Origin of the sequence: Rhodopirellula sp. UBA1907, assembly GCF_002337565.1 — a bacterium.
Taxonomy (GTDB): domain Bacteria; phylum Planctomycetota; class Planctomycetia; order Pirellulales; family Pirellulaceae; genus Rhodopirellula; species Rhodopirellula europaea.
Genome location: NZ_DDGH01000101.1, coordinates 149,787 through 168,385, shown reverse-complemented (window position 1 = coordinate 168,385; position 18,599 = coordinate 149,787). Strand labels below are relative to the sequence as shown.

At 56.7% G+C, this 18,599-nt stretch carries 12 protein-coding genes; 6 read left to right on the top strand and 6 right to left on the bottom strand.

Annotation, left to right across the window (positions count from 1 at the left end; genetic code table 11):
- Positions 1-190, bottom strand: a 190-nt coding sequence (locus tag B2R17_RS25590) for a diacylglycerol kinase (RefSeq protein WP_286766234.1), incomplete at its 3' end; no start/stop codon positions are given.
- Positions 190-3,495 carry an organic solvent tolerance protein OstA gene (locus B2R17_RS25585; protein WP_286766233.1) on the bottom strand — a complete coding sequence of 1,102 codons (3,306 nt, stop codon included), beginning with the start codon at positions 3,493-3,495 and terminating at the stop codon, positions 190-192. The genes B2R17_RS25590 and B2R17_RS25585, both read right to left, overlap by 1 nt.
- A gap of 432 nt (positions 3,496-3,927) precedes the next feature.
- Here B2R17_RS25585 and B2R17_RS25580 point away from each other — a divergent pair, with 432 nt between their 5' ends.
- Positions 3,928-5,235, top strand: coding sequence for a sulfatase-like hydrolase/transferase (locus B2R17_RS25580; protein WP_286766232.1), 1,308 nt, complete (start codon positions 3,928-3,930; stop codon positions 5,233-5,235).
- A gap of 107 nt (positions 5,236-5,342) precedes the next feature.
- Here B2R17_RS25580 and B2R17_RS25575 read toward each other — a convergent pair whose 3' ends face one another.
- Together B2R17_RS25575 and ruvB are read right to left on the bottom strand one after the other, a co-directional pair.
- Positions 5,343-5,900: a PH domain-containing protein gene (locus B2R17_RS25575; RefSeq protein ID WP_286766231.1), complete on the bottom strand. Its 558-nt coding sequence runs from the start codon at positions 5,898-5,900 to the stop codon at positions 5,343-5,345.
- Between the two features lie 140 nt (positions 5,901-6,040).
- Positions 6,041-7,138, bottom strand: a complete 1,098-nt coding sequence (gene ruvB, locus B2R17_RS25570; protein ID WP_286766230.1) for a Holliday junction branch migration DNA helicase RuvB — start codon at positions 7,136-7,138, stop codon at positions 6,041-6,043.
- A 112-nt stretch (positions 7,139-7,250) separates the two neighbouring features.
- Here ruvB and B2R17_RS25565 point away from each other — a divergent pair, with 112 nt between their 5' ends.
- On the top strand, positions 7,251-7,847 hold the full coding sequence (locus B2R17_RS25565; protein ID WP_286766229.1) for a sigma-70 family RNA polymerase sigma factor: 597 nt from the start codon (positions 7,251-7,253) through the stop codon (positions 7,845-7,847).
- On the top strand, positions 7,840-8,736 hold the full coding sequence (locus tag B2R17_RS25560; protein WP_286766228.1) for an SMC-Scp complex subunit ScpB: 897 nt from the start codon (positions 7,840-7,842) through the stop codon (positions 8,734-8,736). The genes B2R17_RS25565 and B2R17_RS25560 overlap by 8 nt, the downstream gene beginning before the upstream one ends.
- Here the strand turns inward: B2R17_RS25560 and rlmN are convergent.
- Positions 8,671-9,810 (bottom strand): 23S rRNA (adenine(2503)-C(2))-methyltransferase RlmN, encoded by a 1,140-nt coding sequence (gene rlmN, locus B2R17_RS25555; protein ID WP_286766227.1) that lies wholly within the window; start codon positions 9,808-9,810, stop codon positions 8,671-8,673. The genes B2R17_RS25560 and rlmN overlap by 66 nt on opposite strands.
- 149 nt (positions 9,811-9,959) lie before the next feature.
- On the opposite strand from rlmN, the gene B2R17_RS25550 reads away from it, so the two are divergent.
- The 3 genes from B2R17_RS25550 to B2R17_RS25540 all read left to right on the top strand — a co-directional run bounded on the left by B2R17_RS25550 (position 9,960) and on the right by B2R17_RS25540 (position 17,215).
- Complete coding sequence (locus B2R17_RS25550) at positions 9,960-13,529, top strand: PVC-type heme-binding CxxCH protein (protein WP_286766226.1); 3,570 nt, start codon at positions 9,960-9,962, stop codon at positions 13,527-13,529.
- A gap of 10 nt (positions 13,530-13,539) precedes the next feature.
- Positions 13,540-15,477, top strand: coding sequence for an AI-2E family transporter (locus B2R17_RS25545; RefSeq protein WP_286766225.1), 1,938 nt, complete (start codon positions 13,540-13,542; stop codon positions 15,475-15,477).
- A gap of 70 nt (positions 15,478-15,547) precedes the next feature.
- Positions 15,548-17,215 carry a hypothetical protein gene (locus B2R17_RS25540; protein WP_286766224.1) on the top strand — a complete coding sequence of 556 codons (1,668 nt, stop codon included), beginning with the start codon at positions 15,548-15,550 and terminating at the stop codon, positions 17,213-17,215.
- Positions 17,216-17,231: 16 nt separating this feature from the next.
- Here the strand turns inward: B2R17_RS25540 and B2R17_RS25535 are convergent, their stop codons facing one another.
- Positions 17,232-18,581: a DUF1501 domain-containing protein gene (locus tag B2R17_RS25535; RefSeq protein ID WP_286766223.1), complete on the bottom strand. Its 1,350-nt coding sequence runs from the start codon at positions 18,579-18,581 to the stop codon at positions 17,232-17,234.
- Positions 18,582-18,599 lie beyond the last annotated feature (18 nt).

Below are 18,599 nucleotides of genomic sequence, written 5' to 3'. Positions count from 1 at the left end.
CGCCGCCGCCGATCGCGAGAATCAAAACGGCCCATTGGACCGGCTCCAAATGTAGCCAAGCGGCAATGGCGATCACCGCCGCGGTGACTGGCAGATGAACCCAGAAACTGCTTTGCCCACCAAACGCGAACCAAACCCCGAGCGTGGCACAACGAAATTTCGCGGCCCAAGATCCCGGTTTCGGAGCCATCACTCCAACCCTTCGACGCCAGGCGGCGGAATCAGCTGACCGCCCAAGCGACCAAGTCGGGTGGATGGCAGGAAGCGAGGTTCGACCATGAACCCAATGCTTGTGTTGTCGCGTCCCGCATCGACGCTGGCCGCCAACTGGACCAAGAACGATTCGCCAACACGCGTCAAACCAAGCGTCTGACCAACGTTGCCGGTCTCGCCAAAGTCATACACGTTTCCAGCTGAAACAATCCATTTGTGATTCAAACGGTAGTCCAAACTGGTTCGCAGAACTGTGCTGCTGATTGGCCCTTCCATCGACAGCACACCAACATACAAATCTCCCAAACCGGGACGACTCGTGCGGAAACCGGCACTGATCGAACGCAGGCCATTGTCGAAGAAGTCAATGTAGCCATCGCTCAGCAACGTGAAGCGATCACCGATGTTGTACTGAGCATCAAACATTGTCGGGCCAAGCGTCTCACCAAAGTTGTCGCGATCTTCCTTCGGATACAAAATCGTTTCCATGTCAAACCGGAACAGATCGACAATCCGTTCACGCCCCGGCAGTCCGCGTTTGGTTTGGAAACGATGCTTCATTCCCAAACGCAACTGCTGCAGGTCATCGACAACTGTGTCGCTGGGGCTGGTCACGTTGCGCTGAATGCCCTGACGGAACGCATAATTTCTTGGATCGAACTCCGGCGGCAGTGTGCCTCCAAACAAGGTCCCGGTGAACACGCGTCGAAACTCTTCTTGAGCGTTGTCATCGAGCGGATCGTAGTAAGGCAGCTCATCCATGTCCGTGTCGCTGTCGGCATAGAAGTACTCCGCCGACCAATCGATCTTGTGAGCCAATCCGCGAATATTCAGCAGGGAACTTTGGATCGTTGGATCGACTCGCGACATGGGTAGGTTCAAACGCAAACCGCCGCCGCCCCACAACCGCGTCACGTCGTCGCCGTTGGCTCCTTCGCCGTAGTGTGCCGCTTCACCTATCGCGAACGGAATCACCTTGACCGGACCAGCATCGATCGGCGCCGAGATTTCCTGCCGTGTTCGTGTCACCACACCTTCGCGGTCCAGCTCACCCGGCAACGTGAACGTGCCCGCGGCGATCACCGGATCCTCCGGAGCATCGGCCACTTGCAAATGCTTGTACCCGATCTCGTTGTGCATCGACCAAGTCAGCGTGTCCGCGAAAATGGATCCACCGAGAGCGTAGTGCTCGATCGTTGGCAGCTCTTCGGTTTCCATGAAGAAATCGTTGACTTGGAAGTTCGCCGCGATGTCCAACATCTGCGAACCGGCATACTTACGGAATCGCAATCCAGTCCGATGATCGGCGTTTTGATCCCACTCCGACTCGAAATACTGTTCTAGGAAATTGCGATCACTCAAATAGCCCACCTCGGCGATGAATTCCCAATCGCCGGCCAAGTGATGTCGATGCTGCAATGTCGCTCGACCGCGATAGGTTTCTTCAGGCTGCAGGTCACGACGGCCTTGTCCGAGGACGTCCAATCCGTCGTCTTTGATGATGTAGCTGTCGTAGTTTCCAGATGCCGGTCCGCCAAACCCAAACAAGCTGGGCAGCGCGTACGTTGTTCGAGTCCCCACCGCGGGACCGCGTTCGCTCAAGTAATCGGTCAGCAGAATGGTTTCGACGCCATCGGGAGGGTTCGTGAACCCGAGCAATTGGAACAGATCCCATTCCAACAAAACCTGCGTGCCAAAGATGTCGTCGTTCCGAACATCCGCACCGGTCAAATAAAACGTCGGCTTTCGAAGCGGTGTCGTGAACCTCGGCCAAGCCAGCACGGGCACGCCGCCCAGATAGACGAAGTTGCCGCCGCTGGTGATGATCGGTTCGCTATCCGCGATCGGTTGTCCCGTGATCGGATCGGCACGCACGATGGATCGCTGGGTCAATTCCAAACGATTGCTTTGCAACCAATAGCGAGGCACACCCATACGACTGCTGGTGACTGCGGCGTCGATGGCGGTGAAGTTGCCGCGATTGATCTGCTGCATCACCTCCGCTTTCAATCGCACCGTCCCCGCATATTCGGGAATCGTTGTGATCGTCTCAGCATCCAACACCATGCCGACTTCTTGGGTGACGTTGTAGTACATCGATTCGGCGTAGATGACCCTGTCACCTTGCTGGAACACGATGTCGCCTTCGAGATAAATCTCTCCGTCGTTGGATTTGAAATCCTGGATCCCTTGAAAGACGTCACTCAGTCGAGGCATCCAAGCGACGATCCGATTGGCTGACAACGACACCGTGCCGAGTGGCATGATTTCGCCGCTCGGCAAACGAGCCGAAACGTCTTGGACGGTCACGGTGATCCCTCCACGGCCAATTGCCACCGATTCGTTTGTACCGGGACGATTGATGTATTGCAGTTCCGCGGGCGTATTCGACCCGCGAGATGTAATGCTGATCGCTCGCGTGCCACCTGCGACGATAAAGGGTGATCCCCCAAGCCCCGTGATGCTTGGCGTCGTGGTAACAGACGGAGGAGTCTGCGTTATTGGAGGTTGAAAACTCTGCACCGGAGGTGGCTGGTTGGAAACCATGGGAGGATCGAGCACCAAACCGCCCGACGGCAAATTGGGCTCTCCCATCACCGGCTCAAGATACTGAACGGGTTGGATGTACTGAGAATCCGGAGGGGCCGATCCCGAGCCGAGTTGATTGGACTGCGTGGGTTGGCTGGGAACGTCCGTGCGGATGCCCATTTTCGCCCACCATGCCGGTGAAATCTCGGCCCGTCCGCGATACTGCTCGGCTCTGACAATCGGCACCGACTCCAAATGAACGGTCCGCACGATCGGCTGAGTGGTTGTCTGGCCCGGCCCCAACGTCACGCGATCCATCAACAGGCTAGCCGTCAATTCTTTTTGCTTGCCGGACAATGCGACGAAAACCGAGGCGGCTTGGTATCGCTTGCCTTCGTATTTCAATTCCACGTTGCCGCGCACCAACGTGAACTCTCGATCACCTTGATGCCAACGGTTCACGACATCTCCGGACAACTGCAATGTCCGTGAAACATCGGTGACTTCGTATACCGAAGGTTCCGCAACTTGCTGGGCCGACGCCGGCGAAAGGCTCAGCAACACGTAAATCACCGCACCAATCCATGCGGTGAGCACAGAACGATTCAGTCGACATGGCGCAGCAGCCAACCTCGCCACGGGTGAATGTGTTTCACGCGAAGGACGAGGCAATGTGTCGAAAGGTTGGAACCGATCAGCCAAGCGGGTATCAGCTCGAGCGGGAAATGCGGGAGGAACGACTTCACAGACCAACGCAAAACGAATTGCGCGATCCTGCCGCGACCCTACGAAAGCCGATTGCCCACACACAAGCCAAATTCAGTTGGATTTCACCCAACCCAACTCGCCTCAACCATTTGCGTGCTCGCTCTCGATGCCGGTGCCTATGTTCCTCGCATCCAACCACGCCAAACGTTCCCCTCCCGCAGACGCCCAATCCGTCGCCGTCACTTCGTTTAAGATGCGTTGGATGACCTCGACAGGCGCACCACAAACTGCCGCGTCCCCGCCTTCCTCCTATCCCGCCCAACTGCCATGCCAAGCAACCCTCCCCATCTTCCAACGTTTCCACACCGTTCCGCCCAACGGTCTTGGTCCACTGGACTGTTGCTCATCACTTCGATCCTGACTTTCGGTCAGCTCGCTGGCGATGCCCACGCCCAGGCCCCTCGGCCGAACGTCGTCATGCTGCTCGCCGATGACCTAGGATACCGCGATGTAGGCTGCTACGGCGGTCCCGTCGAAACGCCGACGATCGATCACCTGGCTGCCGGCGGAACCCGATTTCAACAGTTCTATTCAGGATGCGCGGTTTGCTCACCTTCGCGGGCCACGCTGATTACCGGCCGCCATCACATTCGCGCCGGTGTCTACAGCTGGATTCAGGACGAATCACAAAACTCCCACCTGCGTTTGCGAGAAACCACGCTGGCGGAAGTCCTCCGAGGCGCTGGATACGCAACCGCTCACGTTGGCAAATGGCACTTGGGACTGCCCACCGGGGACCGCGACAAACCAACACCCGATCAACACGGGTTCGATCACTGGTTTGCTACCTGGAACAACGCCCAACCCAGCCACCACAACCCGGACAACTTCATTCGCAATGGTGAACCGGTCGGTCAACTAAAAGGCTACTCCTGCCAACTCGTCGCGGACGAAGCGATCGGATGGATGGACCGCCATCGCGAATCCCAGCCGGAGCAGCCATTCTTTTTGAACGTTTGGTTTCACGAACCGCACGCACCGATCGCGGCACCTGATGAAGTCACGCAGAAATACGGGAAGGTGAACGACAAAGCCGCGATCTACTCGGGAACCATCGACAACACCGATCAAGCCATCCAACGGCTGCTCGTGAAATTGGATGCATTGGGTGTTCGCGAAAACACACTGATCATCTATGCATCGGACAATGGCAGCTATCGAACCGATCGGGTCGGCAATCTTCGCGGACGAAAGGGAGCCAACTGGGAAGGCGGAATTCGCGTGCCAGGAATCTTCCACTGGCCGGGACACATTCCCGCGGGAGTCGTCTTGGATCAGCCTGCCGGTTTGGTCGACGTGCTGCCCACAATCTGTGGGATGTTGAAAATCGCACCACCCCGGGTTCACCTTGACGGCAGCGACCTCACGCCACTGTTGACCGGGCACGCCGAGTCATTCGAGCGTCACCAACCTTTGTTTTGGCATTTGCAAAGATCTCAACCCATCGTTGCGATGCGAGACGGTGACTACTCTCTGGTCGGCTTTCGGGACTACGAGATGTCGAACAAAAACCTGTTCGAAGAGAAGTGGATTCCCGCGATCAAGACCGGCACGTATCACAATTTCGAGTTGTACAACTTGAAGGATGATCCTGGCCAAACAAGGAATTTGGCTGCGGAACAACCCGAGCGGGTCGAAGCGATGAAGCGACAAATGCTTCAGATCAACGCCAGCATCATGAAGGACGCAATGGACTGGCACCTCGGCCCCGACAACCAGAAGTAAACCTACAGCTCAACCAAAACCTGTAACTCGGTGCTCCTCCACCGAGAACTTGTTGCCGAAACCATGATCGTCTCGGTGGAGACCACCGAGCTACAGGATTCCGTCGTTTACAGCGACGTTGATCGAGCTTCGATCCGCTTCAAGATATCGCGGATCTCGGTCAGTGTCGTTTGAACGTTGGCATCCCGCGACAGATCGGGCTGCGTGGTGGGAGCGGTCAAACGAGCGGGCTCGCCACCGGTGACCATGTCACGCTGCTTCAACACCGCATCGCGAAAAGCTCGGCCGTTTCGGATGCCGGTCAGACGAACCAACGAGCCCGGTCCTGACTGGCCCGCGGTCTCCACACTGACCGCTTCCAACTCCAACGACCGCATGATCGGTCCTTGAACCAAACCCAAGTCCGTGATGCGGTCCAATGGCACCGTTTTTTCCTGCCGCACCAAAACACCACGACTGACTTTCAGAGTTCGCTCGGTCAGCGTGCAACGATGACTCTTCAGATACAGTCCCGAAATGTACCAAGCCAGTGGCGCGATCAGCGGCAACAACGGGATCAGAAAGATTGTCAGAAACGTGGTCAGCACGGCACTGATCAACCAATACACTTTGACTTTGGGATTGAACTCCGCTTCCCAAAGGACGGTTTCGTCGGTGTCATTCATCGTTGCTGTCACAAATTGAAAGGGGCTGGTGTGATCACAAACTTTCTTCGTTGGTTGAGCCCCCATCTTGGCAATCTCTCGCAAAATCTCCGAGGAATCGTTGAGTCTTCATTTCCTCGGAGAAAGAGATCATTCAGCCTTTAAAGAGGCCGATCAGGCATTGGCCGTTTCATGTGCTCAAACGCTTTCGGAGTTGCCAAGCGTCCTCGTCGGGTTCGAACCAACAACTCACTTCGCAGCAGAAACGGCTCGACCTCGTCTTCGAGCGTGTCTGAGCTGACATTCATCGTGTGGGCGATCGCATCCAACCCGGCCGGTCCGCCGAGGAAAACTCGCATCAACGTATCCAAGTAGTTGCGGTCTTGTTTATCGAGTCCTAGATGATCGATCCCGATCATATCCAAAGCCGCTTCGCAGACACTCGCTTCCACGTTGCCTTTCGTTTTGCTTTGGGCGTAGTCGCGAACCCACAACAATCGGTTGTTGGCCAACCGAGGTGTGCTGCGACTTCGATCCGCGATCACTCCGGCCGATGTTGGGTCCACTTCGATGTTCAGCTTCTTCGAATTGCGAAGCACGATCTCCGCCAACTCTTTTCGCGTGTACCACCCCAAGTGCTCACGGATCTGGAACCGGTCTCGCAGCGGAGCCGTCAACATTCCGGCTCGCGTGGTCGCGCCGATCAACGTGAACGGCTCCAAACTCAGGTTCAACGTTCGCGCATTGACGCCTTCGCCCAGCACGATGTCGATTCGAAAGTCTTCCATCGCAGTGTACAGGTACTCTTCGATCGCTCGCGGGACCCGGTGAATTTCATCGATGAACAGCACCGATCCTCGCGAGACGTTCGTCAGGTACGGCAGCAGATCCCGCGGCGCTTTCAGCCCAGCACCGTTGGCCATTTGGACCGTCGTTTTCATTTCCGAAGGAATGACCGTCGCAAACGTGGTCTTTCCCAATCCGGGCGGTCCATCGAACAGAATATGCCCCAGCGGTTCGCCACGCACTTGAGCCGCGTCGATCGCAATTCGCAACCGTTCGATCACGTCCTGCTGACCGACCATTTCCGCCATGCGTTGCGGGCGCAGGGTGACATCCGGATCGGGACCGCGATCGGGCTCCTCCCCGCCATCCGCGACGCCTTTTTCATTCGGAGGACCATCTTCCGGTGGATCCCCGCCAGGGTCTGGATTCGATTGTTGGTAAATTGCTTCGCGAGCCATCAGGCGATCAATCAAACGGTTTCAGGCAATGAAATGTGTCCGGAACGTCTCCAATCCGCCCGGAAAGTTCTGCTACTGTAACGGTCCGCTGGCAACCCGCGAAGCGACAAACCCGATCGAACCAACGATGACGTCCAACGATCCCTCCGAATCCGCCCCCTCCGAGCCCCACGAATCGCCCGCCCGAGCCGAAGAAATCGCTCGGTACGAGCCGTATTTGAGAATGTTGGCTCGAATGCAGATGCGAGCGAGCTACAAAGCCAAACTGGGCGCATCCGACATCGTTCAACAAACGATGATGCAAGCCGTTGCCGCCATCGATCAATATCGCGGCACAACGGAAGCCGAATGGCGGGCTTGGTTGCGGAAAATTTTGGTGCGGCAAATGTGTCACCTGGATCGCGATCTGCACCGCGACAAACGCGACATTCGCCGCGAACGATCGATGGAACAGCGGGTGGCACAATCGTCCATGCGGCTGGAAGGTTTACTTGCCGGCGATGTCGGCACGCCCAGCCAACACGCGATGGTGGGCGAATCGCTGGTGTCATTGGCCGAGGCGATCGAATCGTTGCCAGAAGCCCAGCGAGACGCGATCGCGATGCATTACCTCGAAGGATTGAAACTGTCCGAAGTCGCGGAGCGAATGGACAAGACCACTGGATCGGTCGCGGGACTGCTGCACCGAGGCATGAAACAATTGCGGCAAAACTTCCATGAATGAACCAACCGACTCGCCCGAAGATGAGCACGCTGAAGAAGAGAAGCACGCTGAAACCGGGCAACCAGAAAACGAATTGTCAGATAACGAAGGCGAACTCGACAACGAGTTCGATGACGACGAAGAAGGCTTCTCGCTGGAGCAACTCGGGGCCGCATACGCCCGCGTTGCCGCAATGTCAGAAAGTGGTGACGAAGCCCCGGCCGATCTGGATCCGGCCGAGTTATTGCGTTCCGAACCGGATCCCAAACCAAGCGAAAACGAATCCGCCGAAGAGTTCATCGAAGAAGATCCAGACAGCGACGAAGCACTGGCAGTCGCAGCACAAAGCTCCGCCGAATTGGACGCCTCCGCCGATCAGGCCGCGACTCCCGAAGCCATCGTGGAAGCGGCATTGTTCGTCGGGCATCCAGACAACCTGCCTCTGACACCGCCGCGTCTGGCCTCGATCATGCGTGGCTTTTCACCGGAGGAGGTCATCGACATCATCGACCAACTCAATGCGTCCTATCGTGCCGAGCGACAGGGAATACGAATTGTCGAACAAGACGGTGGGTACCGCATGGTGATCGCCCCCGAAGTCGAATCAGTTCGCGCGGCTTTCACCGGCAAAATTCGCGAAACGCGGTTGAACCAATCCGCGGTCGAAGTGCTGTCCTTGGTCGCGTACCAACCTGGCATCACATCAGCCCGAGTCACCGATTTGCGAGGCCGCGACAGCGGTTCGCTGCTCAACCAAATGGTTCGTCGTCGCCTCGTCGAAGTGAAACGGGAGCCCGGCGACGGCACTGACAAACTGGTTTCGCGGTTTTATCCCGCCGAGCGATTACTTGTTCTTCTGGGACTCGAGACCATCGACGACTTGCCGCACGTCGAGGAAGCCAACATGTGAGTCGGAATTCGACTCCGCCCGCCGAGCCTGCATGGCCCGCTGACGGTTCTCTTGGCGAATCAACTGTCCGCACGCGGCTTCGATGTCATTGCCCAAACTGTATCGCACCGTGGTCTTCAAACCGGATGCTTTCAAGATGTCAGCGAACGATTCGATGACCGGTCGCGGTGATGCGTACAGATGAGGGGACGCTTCGATCGTGTTGTATGGAATCAAATTCACATGCACTCGCAGATCGCCAATCCAGTCGATCAATCGATTCGCATCTTCCGTGGAATCATTCACATCGCGAAGCATCAGGTATTCGATCATGAATTCGCGATCTTGGATCGATTGGATCTCATCAATCGTATCATGCAATTGCGTCAGCGATGCCTTCTTGCCCAATGGGATGATCTTTTCACGAGTGGTTTGATCAGCGGAATGCAGACTGAGAGCCAGATTTAAATTCGGAAATCTCTTTGCCAAACGAAGCATCCCTGCGGGAACGCCGACCGTCGAAACCAATACCGTCGACGGCGAACGAGCAAAGTGATCCGGTGCCGTCAGCAACTCAATCGCTTCGGTCACGTTCACCTCGTTGTGCAACGGTTCGCCCATCCCCATGAACACGATGTTGCTCAGCCTCCGGTCTTCACCTCGTAGAATCTGCCCGGCTTGAACGACTTGGTCCAGAATCTCTTCGGTCGCCAGGTTCTTCGCGATTCCCATTTTGCCGGTCGCACAAAAGTCACACGCGGCGGCACATCCGATCTGGCTTGAAACGCACAGCGTCGTGCGTCCCGTCGCGATGCGAAGGATCACGGATTCGATCAGCATGCCCGACTCGGTTTCGAACAGCAGCTTGGTCGCTCCGTCGATCTCAGAATCCATTCGCTGATACAGCTTCAACGAGTGAAGTTCGATCGCCTCGGCCACCGGATACTTCTCTAAAACCGCTTCGTCGGATTCAAACTTCTTCAGCAGATCGTTTCGCAGTTTCCGAAACACCTGCGGATCCAACCGACGATCACGGCGCAATGACTCCATCTCGTGAGTCTGAAAGAGTCGAACGGATTCGGGTGCGGCGGTCATTCCGGGCTTACGGGTTCGCTAGGTAGGGGCACGCCAGATGGAGTGTCGCAGCATGGCAGTTTCGGGACGAAAACCTGATAGATTGTTAGCGTTCGTGTGGAAACTAGAAGAGCCCATCCTGATTTTCTGTCAAGAATTGAATCCCAAGAATGAATCTCCGGCGCCCCCCTCTTTCGCTTTGTTTTGCGGTTTGTCTCAGCTGTTTTGCAACCGTTGCAAACGCTCAACGAGACCTGACCGACATCCCGGAACCTGATCCGAACGCTGAAGCGGCGGCGATGAAGTTGGATCCCAAAGCGGCGATCAATCTTTTCGCGGCGGATCCCGCGATTCGTAAACCGATCCAAATGAACTTCGACTGCACGGGGGCTCTTTGGGTGGCTAGCAGCGAGTCCTACCCGCAAGTCAAACCGGGTGAGATCCCCAACGACCAAATTGTCGTGCTACGAGATTTGGACAAAGACGGCGTCGCCGAATCCAGCACCGTTTTCGCGGACGGGTTGTTGATTCCCACGGGTGTGATCCCCGACGGGCCCCACGCCGCCTACGTCGCGGCCAGCACCGAACTGCTGTACTTCAAAGACACCGACCACGATGGCGTCGCCGACGAACGACGCGTCGTGATGAGCGGGTTCGGTACCGAGGACACACACCACTTGGTGCACACACTTCGTTGGGGTCCCGACGGATGCTTGTACTTCAACCAATCCATCTACATTCACTCGCACATCGACACGCCCGATGGAACCAAACGTTTGGACGGAGGCGGGATCTGGCGTTATCGCCCCAGCACCGGACAACTGGATATTTTTTGCAAAGGGTTCATCAATCCTTGGGGGCACATCGTCAACCGCTCCGGCGAATCCTTCGTGACCGATGGAGCCGCCTTTGATGGGATAACCCACGCCTTCCCCGATGCCGTGTTCAAAACCTCTCCCGGTGCGACCCGATGGTTGCTGGGACTGAACCCCGGCAGCCCCAAACACTGCGGTTTGGAAGTGCTCTCCGGAACACACATTCCACCAGAATGGCAAGGTGACTTGGTCACCAATGACTTCCGCAGCCACCGCGTGTGCCGGTTCAGCGTGCGTCCTAATGGGGCCGATTACATCAGCCGCCAACAACCCGAACTGGTAACGACCGAACACGTTGCATTCCGTCCCATCGATGCTCGCATGGCTCCCGACGGAACCATGCTGATTGCCGACTGGTACAACCCCATCATTCAACACGGCGAAGTCGACTTTCGCGATCCGCGTCGCGACACTGAACATGGTCGTATCTGGCGACTGTCCTTTCCCGATCGACCGCTCGATCCATGGCCGGACTTCCTGTCCGCGACCACATCCGAACTGCTGGGCTACCTCGAAGACGAATCGCTCGCGGTCCGTCAATTTGCTCGTCAAACGTTGTGGGATCACCTGGAAGATCCGGGCTTCTTCGACACGGTGGACGAATGGGTTAACCAAGGTGGCGACCAACTGGCGACTCGCACGCTGGAAGCACAGTGGCTTCGCGAAGCGGCTCTCCAAACGGTCGCTATGCCACTCGCGATGGCACGAATTGAATCGTGGAAGTCCGATCCAAGTTCGGTTCCGGACAACGCCGCAGCTTGGCTGAGAAGTCAGTTCCGATCAGCCAACCAACTCACGACGCTGAACGCCCCCACCGCCAAACAAGCCATGGCCGATGCGGCCAAACTGGTCGGTGCCGCAACGGAGATCACCGACCTCGCATTGACCCTGGAAGTCATCGTGCAGTGCGGCCAATTGGACACCGAAGAATCAGCGGTCTGGCTCCACCAGATTCTCTCGCGTTTGCTCGCATCGGACCAACCATTGGCGTCGCAAAAATCGATCGACTTCGCTTTGTGGCAATCCGTTCGCGAAACGGCGGAGCACTGGCAAGATGGAAACGACACGCTGCAAGAGATTTGGGAACAATCCCCGCAAACGCTGGCGTGGGCAGTCCGAGCCGTTGGCAATGCCGACGCGGCGAAGCTGTTGATTGACCGCATCGAATGGGAAGAAATCTCTTCGGACGAAGCCGATGACCAATGGCTTCAAGCTGTTGGCGAAGTCGCGACCGCAGAACAACTCGGCGGCGTCCTCAAGCGGTTGTTGTCCGGAAATCCAACTCACGTCGAACGCCGCATCAGCACATTGCTGGATGCGACGGCACCACGCAAGAACGTTGCTCCTGCCAAAGCAAACGCCAGCGTGAATCAATGGCTAGCCAAACAAGACGCCGGCCAACTGAAGGCGTCCACGATGCGATGGATTTCGCGAGCGACGCAGCAATGGAAATTGCAATCCACGGAAGCAACCTTGTTATCCGCCATTCAAACTCGCTCGGACGCGGCTGCAGAGGACCGGCGAATTTGGATCAACGCATTGGCATCGCTCTCGTCTCCCAAGGCCAATCAACAATTGATGAGCATCGCCAAAGAAGGGTCGATCGCTGATCGAACTGCGGCGATCGATGGCTTGGTCAACTCGCGTCCCGGTGCGGCGGTTCCGTTGGTCTTGGACGCTTTGACCGAAGCCAAATTAACAAAGGCCGCCGAAAACTGGTTGGTCAGCTCGCTCTCGCGGCCGGATTTGGTGAAACGATACGCCGCGAAAATGAGCGACATGGAATTGCCTTCCGATACCGCTCGGACATTGCTGCGATCGGTCCGCTCCGCTGGTGGCAACGCCGGGTTGGAACAAGCAATCCGCAAGTCCGGCAAGCTCGACGATGCGACCTGGGTCTTGTCGCCGGAGCTGAAAGATCGGTTGCTCAAACGAGTGCGGGAAACAGGTTCGGCCTCGCGAGGTGAACTGGTTTATCGCCGCAATGAATTGCAATGCATTTCCTGCCACGCCATTGGACAAGGCGGAGGACTCGTTGGCCCCAACTTGGTCTCATTGGGCGGCAGTTCCCAACCGGACTATGTTCTGGAATCGCTGCTCGACCCAAGTGCTCGGCTGAAAGAAGGCTATTCCACTCGCAAGATTTTGACCGAAGACGGAGAAGTCATCAGCGGCATTTCCATCGGCGAAACCGACGATGCGATCCGTTTGCGGTTGGCCAACGGCACCGTGCGAGAAATTGAAATCGATGCGATCTTGGATGATGCACCGGGCAAATCGTTGATGCCCGAAGGTTTGCTCGACAATCTGACCGAAACAGAGCTGGTCGACCTCACGACGTTCCTTGCGGCTCTCGGACGCGATCCGCAATTCACCGTTTCGACGGAGAATCTGGTCCGAAGCCTCGAGGCGATGAACTACACGCCCGCCGCGAACAGTCGACTGAACCGAACCAGCGTCGACACGGCGGCTCAAGACGATCCCGCCATGACTTGGCGAGCCCTCACGACGATGGTGGACGGCAAAGTTCGATTGGAAGAACTCGACAAATTCAAACAGCATCGCCACACGCCGCCGACCAGCTTCATTCGTTTCGACATCGAAGTCACGCCGGCTGATTCCGATGCGACGACCACCGACATCCAATTGAAATTGCAGTCGAAAACAGACGCCGCCGGTAGCGGCAACGAATGGGACGGCATCGAAGCCTGGGTCGACGGGAAACCGATGCCGACCTGGCAATTGAAGAATCTCCCCTTGTCGCGAGGTCGCCACCGCATCACGTTGTCCATCAATCGCGATGCCGTGACGTCGAATATTGGGATCGCTTTGGAAGGCGACGCGATCGCAGCGACTCAAAATTGAAAGGGAGTTTGTGGGACGACGAAAAAAGAACCAGCCGAGCCGCCGAAGCGGCAGTGACTCTGATCCGCCTGTCGACTCGAGTTCCACAAACGCAAGCGAACCTGAGTCACCGCCTCAGGATGGCGAAACCGAGGCGACTGACTCACCGGAAAAACTCACCGCGGTGATCGGCGACTCCACGGACGAGAGTTCCGAGACGCCGGTTCAACCCGGCACCCGCAAACAAATCCTCTTTCCCCAGCTGCCATCCCTCTCGCGGATCATGTCCGTGGTGATGCTGGTGATCGGCATCTTGGCGGTCGGGGTTTTGTTCTACCGATTGATGATCGGTTTCTTCGTCCCGCTCTTTTTGGCAGCCCTTTTGGTTGTCATTTTCCGCCCTGTCCATTTGTGGATTTTCGAAAAAGTCGGACGACGTCGTCGGTTGGCCGCGGGAACAACGACCGCGTTGATTCTGTTCATCGTCTTGCTGCCGCTGGGAGTTCTGGTCTCCGTCGCGACGACCCAGTTCACGATCCTGCTCAGCAAAATGAACCTGAGCAACATGTCAGTCGCGATGGAACGAGTCCGCTCGCAAGTCGGATTGTCTCTCCCACATCCCGAACACTTTCGCGAACTGGACCGAATCGTTGGCGACATCAACGTGCCAAGAGCGGATGATCCGCAAGCCGTGCGAGCCAAGATCAACGAGCTTCAGCAGGCTGCCGCGATCATCAACTACCTGCAATCCGAAGTTCCCAACGCTGGTATCGCCGAGACCGCCTCGGAAATCGCGATCAACAATTTGAACGAGTACGCGGAACTGCTGATTCTTTCCATCGACTCAGAGAACATCGATCGAGACATTGACATTTCGATCAGTGACAACCTTGTTCCCAAACCCTCCGGACCAGCGACATCATCGCTTGGCCAAATTGATCCCGATCAACTGGACGCCGATGCCGATCTAGTGAAGGACGTTGAAGAATCAGCGCCCGCGGAAATGCCGGATCCACCTTTAGCGGCCATCACGGTTGAACCTAGCGAGGACGAGACCGATTCAACCAATGCTCCATTATCCGATGCCGACTCACCGAGCGAAGCATCCGAAAACCCGCAGCCTCAATTGTTGGTTCAATTGAATAAGAACGAACGCTTCGAACAACCAGCGGTCAAGACCGCCGCCGCGGTCCGAAGTTGGATGAATCAGCTGCTGGGCGGTTCTCTTCGCAGCCAGCTCAGCCTGATCGCGAACCCCGATGAAAAAGACTTTTCGTCGCTCATTCGAATGGCCCGCGAATCTTTGCAGCCCAGGTTTGTGCGGCTGACAAGCGCGACCGGCAGCATCGTCGTTCAAGTCATCTTTGGTTTGGTGATCCTGGTCGTCTCGGTCTACTTCTTTTTGATCGATGGCCCGGTGATGATCCGAACGCTCATGCGTCTCTCACCGATGGACGATGCCTACGAACATCAACTGCTGATGGAGTTTGATCGCACCAGCCGAGCGGTGGTGTTGGCGAGTGTTGCCAGCGCCGTTGTCCAAGGGATCTTGGCGACCATTGGATTTTGGCTTTGCGGTTTCGATCAAATCGTGCTGCTATTGTTCCTGACCAGTGTGATGGCCTTGGTTCCCTTTTTGGGAGCCGCGTCGGTTTGGGTTCCGTGTGCGTTGTGGTTGGGCTTGGTAGACCAACGCTGGATCGCCGCCGCTTTCCTTGCGGTCTATGGCGCAGCCGTTGTTTCATCGATTGATAATGTCATCAAGGTTTATGTGCTGCACGGTCGCAGCCAACTGCATCCACTGTTTGCTCTGCTCAGTGTGATCGGTGGAGTGTCCGTGTTTGGTCCGATCGGGATTTTGGTGGGCCCCATGGTGGTGGTGTTCCTGCAAACCCTGCTCGAGATCCTGAACCATGAACTGAAAACGAGCCACGCGGATGAAGAAATTGACCCGCAATCGGCGGGCTGAAATGCCCGCGAAGCGTAGTTACAATACCCGAGTCTCGTAACAAACAATTCCCGCCGGATTGGTCTCGCTCATGTTGGTCACCCCTTGTCCCCGTTGCCACGAATCAGTCCGGATCCCTGATCGTTTGCTTTCAGGACAGGTTGCAGCGACGGCTCAGGTTCAGTGCCCGTGGTGTTTGTCGACGTTGGATCAACAAGAGATTGAGTCTGCGATGCCTCCCGCTTTGATCGTGGTGGGCGATGACCTGAACACCGGTGCAGACCCACTCGCGGATTTGGAACCCGTCGATGTCGACGATGAAGAGCCTGCTGCTTCAGCTGGCTTTGCTCTCGCGGGTGCAGCTCCCGGTCTTGAAGCATCCAGCCTTGAAACGCTCGAGCCAGAACCCGAGGCCGCCAACACGACCGAAGAAGTCGGCGAATTGGAAACGCTGGATTCGGATGTTTTCGAATCGCCAACCAACGAACCCGAACTCACATCGGTGGAACCATCTGCCGACGCCGACGATTTGGATGAGTTCACCATCCCAGAAGATCGAAGCGACTCAGCAGTCGAAGCCGAACCAGAAGTGGCTCCGATGGCGATCTACACCAGCGACAAAAAACGCCGCAAGAAAAAGTCGCTGATCAAAACCGTTGGATCACCCATTCTCGGTGCTCTGCTGGCGTTGCCTGTCGGCGGTGGATTGCTGTGGTACCTCGACAAACTCCCCAACCTCGGGTTCTATCCGCTCGACGGAACCTACAGTTCATCCAACCAAGTCCAACGGTCGGCCGCGGCACCAGTCAATCCCGGTGGATACGTTCCACCGATCATGGACGACGCGCCCGAAGGCCGTTCGCTCGGAGAAGAACTGAACAACGACTCGAGCGATGACACCTCAACACCGCCCCCCGTCGAACTCGACACATCGGAAGCGGACATGGTCCCCGCAACCGACCCCGCCACGGATGTTTTGGCTGAACTGAGCGACTTGACGACGAGCAGCAACAAGCCTGCTGCGGAAGACGATCTTGAAACGCCGCCGGAAGATCTTCAGCCATTGCCGTCCGACGAACCATCGGTCACCGAAGTGGCAAAACCGCCTGTGGAATCGATCGCGACCTCCGAAGAGGAAGCTCCCATGGACGCGCCAGCAACAACCGATGAAGCTCCAACCGCCGAAGAGCCTCAGGATCGCCTGCCTGGATTGCCGCCAGCGATCGATGAAGTGGCCTCCGACGACACGGAAATGCCAGCCACTCCAGAAGCCACCGCGTCCGATGACAGCAATGCTGACATGACCGCTGCCATCGACGAGATCGACATGGTGCTGAATCAACTCGAGGGCATCGATGCAGCGGATCCCAAATACGGCCAAGCGGTGATCTTCGCCTATGGAATGCTCTCTCGTTTGTCTGCCGAAACTTCGCCTGGCAATTACGACCAATTGCAATCTTTGGTGGATCGCATCAAATCCAACAAGAACTTGTTCATTTCCTTTGCCAAGCAGGTACCAGCTTGGATCGACACACCGCAGGAAGATCGCCAAACCGACGGAGCGTTCATTCTCGGTAAATTTGTCGACGCAGAAGAATCCGACGGTTACCAAGTCCGATTGATGAACGGCAAAGCTTATCCGGTCACGTTCGCCGATTCAGTGGATGCCCAAACGGTCACCGCGGTTGCCTTCGGAAACCTCGATGTTGCCCAGGAACCCGCATCATTCGAAATCAACTGGATGCAACCCGCACAGTGACCTTGGTCACCGTGTTCTAGGCGATGATCGACTCGATGACTTCGCCTTCGCTGCGTTTCATTGGACGCCCAATCGGAGTGTCCAATTCTTCGGTCGGATCCAGCCCCAGAGTGGACAGGATCGTGGCATGCAGCTCCGGGATTGTGACCGGACTTTCCACATGAGCATCTGGTTTGTCGGCGTTGGGCTCTGGTCCCGTCGCACCGTGAACATGCCCACGACGAATACCGCCGCCGGCCAACAATGTGCTGAACCCGTGGATCCAATGATCACGTCCACCTGCCGGATTGATCTGTGGGGTGCGTCCAAACTCACCGCCACAAACGACGAGCGTGGACTCCAACAAACCGCGTTCTTCCAATCGTTTCAACAGAGCAGCAATGCCTTCGTCCAAGGTTCCCGCCGCACTTGATTGCAAACTGTGGTTGTTGATGTGGCTGTCCCATCCACTCAGTGTCACTTCGACGCAACGAACGCCGACCTCCACCAACCGAGACGCGGCCAAACAACTTCGGCCAAACGGGTGATCGCCGAACGCGTCCAACTCAGCTTGCGGTTCTTGTTTCACATTAAATGCCGTCAATTGGTCGCTCGACATCATCTTCCGAGCGGCTTGTGTTCCAGCCAAATGCAATGTTCGATTCTCTTGCAAATTGCGAATGCGACCTCGTGTGAACTGAGGTTCCAGCACGTTGTTCAGCGCATCCAGCCGACGTTGATAACGCGACTCATCGACTCTTGCGCGAACATCAGGAACCGGTTCGAGCGGGTCCCCGGTCTTGAACGCATCGAACTGCGGCCCGAGATATCCGCCCGTCGCGGCGGTACGGCCGGCCAAGATCGAGATATGCCTCGGGATGTCAGCTCCCGCATCGTCGGCGTGACAAAGAATGCTGCCGATCGACGGATGCTCCAGCGTTGGATCGGGGCGATATCCTGACTTCATCGCATAGATCGCCCGTTCGTGATCGCCTTCCTTCCCAACCACGCTTCGCACCAACGAACAAAGGTGCATCTGCTCGGCCAATCGCGGCATCGTGTCCGCGATTCGCACGTCCTTCAATGTGGTGGCGACATCGCCGACATCACCGCCGAACTTTGTGCCCGGATGAGGATCGAAGGTTTCCAACTGACTCGGGCCGCCTTCCATCCACAGCAAAATCACACTCTTCGGTGGCTTGCCCGAATCCGCTTTTTGCTCCGCGGCCAACGTCAACCGACGTGCCAGTGAAGACATCATCAATGCGGAGCCTGCTCCCAACAGTCGTCGGCGAGACAGGTGAACCTGAGCACTACACAAACCGCTCCGCAGTCCCTCGCCCAGTCGACCGATGGATCCGTGGTGGTCGTTGAATAAGATGCTCATGAAAGGCTCCGGTTGGTT

Excerpts from the sequence above, each read along its gene's own strand:
- B2R17_RS25560 (WP_286766228.1), top strand. The coding sequence starts at position 7,840 with ATGAATGAACCAACCGACTCGCCCGAAGATGAGCACGCTGAAGAAGAG.
- B2R17_RS25540 (WP_286766224.1), top strand. The coding sequence starts at position 15,548 with ATGTTGGTCACCCCTTGTCCCCGTTGCCACGAATCAGTCCGGATCCCT.
- B2R17_RS25580 (WP_286766232.1), top strand. The coding sequence starts at position 3,928 with ATGCTGCTCGCCGATGACCTAGGATACCGCGATGTAGGCTGCTACGGC.
- B2R17_RS25535 (WP_286766223.1), bottom strand. The coding sequence starts at position 18,581 with ATGAGCATCTTATTCAACGACCACCACGGATCCATCGGTCGACTGGGC.
- B2R17_RS25565 (WP_286766229.1), top strand. The coding sequence starts at position 7,251 with ATGACGTCCAACGATCCCTCCGAATCCGCCCCCTCCGAGCCCCACGAA.
- B2R17_RS25575 (WP_286766231.1), bottom strand. The coding sequence starts at position 5,900 with ATGAATGACACCGACGAAACCGTCCTTTGGGAAGCGGAGTTCAATCCC.
- B2R17_RS25550 (WP_286766226.1), top strand. The coding sequence starts at position 9,960 with ATGAATCTCCGGCGCCCCCCTCTTTCGCTTTGTTTTGCGGTTTGTCTC.
- rlmN (WP_286766227.1), bottom strand. The coding sequence starts at position 9,810 with ATGACCGCCGCACCCGAATCCGTTCGACTCTTTCAGACTCACGAGATG.